The following is a 1,770-nucleotide window of genomic DNA, read 5'->3' as shown; positions in this document are numbered from 1 at the left end:
GCCGCCATTTGCTGAAGAAAGGGCCGACAAAAGCTGTGACGTACTGGATACGGTGATAGTTGCCATAAGTTTACTGCCTCGTTCCGGCTCGATACGTTCCGGAAAGATCAGCTGATGTAACCCGATAGAACGGCATCAGAGCGTGGTCATTTCCGGTTTTGTTGCATTTGCCTGTTTCAAGTCGTCACCGTTTCACCGGCGTTTGTGGTTTCCGCGTACTGTATAACACAATTCAGGATTGGCACTCATTCACGACCCCGGTCGCCCGGGCACAAAACGCATGGGGATATTATGAAAATTTGCCGATCACTCGGCAATACCCTGCATCCCCATCCAGTTGCGCTGCTCAAAGCTCAACTTTCTGAGGAAGTCAAAGGCTCTGGAACAGGATTTCGCCTGTCGGCAATGACTTGCCAATTTTTTGTCAGCTTGTGGCATTTTTTGCCGAAATCGGCCCTGATCCTAGTCTGTGGCTGCGGTATAGGCATAGCCCTGCAGCCATGTTTTGCGGTCCCGCCAGATCTGCCGCCAGATGCTGGCGTTGTCCTGTGCGGCCTCGCCGCCTTTCAGCCGCGCCTGGGCTTCATAGGCGGTTACACGGATCAGAACCAGAAGCTGGAAAATCAGGCGGCAGAACCAGATCCGCATCGGATTCCAGTGTTTTTCGGCAAGTGTGATCTTGGCGCGCAGCAACCGCTGCATCTTGTCGGCGCGAACGGTCTCCGACAGCCCGCCATAATGTACAATTTCAGCCTCGGGCGTGACCATGGGCCGTGCCCCCAGATCGCGGCGCGCGCGCAGGCACAGATCGGCCTCTTCCGCATACATGAAGAAAGCCTTGTCGAAACCGTTCAGAGCCTCCCAGTCCCGGCGCGTGATCAACAGGAAACACCCGGTGACGATATCCACCTGCCGCATACTGTCACGCTGCCAGCCGCCATATGCTTCCGGATTGAAAATCGGACTGTTCGGCGCGATGCGCAGGAAACCGGTCGCCCAGCAAAACTGGCTCCAGAGCGACATTTCACGCCAGCAGGAGGAGGGATTGAGCGAATGATCTCCGAACAATGTCCGCCCGCCCCAAATGCGGGCCGCGGGGTTTTCCCGGGCAAAGGCCATCAGCCGGTCGATGGCGCCGTTCAGAACCACAGTATCCGGGTTCAGCAGCAGCAGATAGTCGCCCCGGGCCTCTTGCGCCGCCAGATTGTTGGCCCGGGCAAAGCCCAGATTGTCCTGGCGAGCGATCAGGCGGGCACCGGGAAATTCGGCCGCGATCGCCTTGGCCGATCCATCCGGGGAATTGTTGTCGACGATAAGCAGCTCGAAATCGGTTTTATGGGTTTCGGCGTAGATTGACCGCAAACAGTCAAGTGTTACCTCGCGCGTATTGTAGCTGACGACAATGATGGAAAGGGTGGGATGATCGCACATTTGTAAATACCGTTATGAAATCCGTCAGTTTTGCTCGTCCAGAAATTCGCCAAGACGACGGCGGGCACCGAAGATGTCCGCAGGGCCGTCTTTGACCGGCCTGAGATCTTCAGGCGTCATGCCAAGTCGCGGAAGACCCGTTCGGAACGCTGTAGTGTAATGGTAGGGTCGGCCACGCTGGCGGGTCTGCAAGCGCATGTCTCCTGCCTTGAGGCCGCCCTCGGTGTAGCCGACCAGATTCCCCGAGCTGGAATTTGCGCCGATGACCAGGGTTGCATTGCTGCCGGTGCCATCAAGGTGGATTAGGGTGTTGTCGCGCACGGTGATACCGGACGTGGT

Annotated in this window: 2 protein-coding genes; both read right to left on the bottom strand. The window is 57.2% G+C overall.

The window, feature by feature from the left end:
* Nucleotides 1-462: 462 nt before the first annotated feature.
* Nucleotides 463-1,431, bottom strand: a complete 969-nt coding sequence (locus tag ACR0AO_RS25340) for a glycosyltransferase family 2 protein (RefSeq protein ID WP_480609777.1) — start codon at nucleotides 1,429-1,431, stop codon at nucleotides 463-465.
* 24 nt (nucleotides 1,432-1,455) lie between these two features.
* Nucleotides 1,456-1,770 (bottom strand): hypothetical protein (locus ACR0AO_RS25335; protein WP_480609774.1); only part of this gene is annotated, 315 nt, incomplete at its 5' end.

It is taken from the genome of Ruegeria sp. AF8, assembly GCF_056541825.1.
The sequence above is the reverse complement of the archived record's forward strand: the minus strand, read 5'-3'. Positions and strand labels throughout refer to the sequence as shown.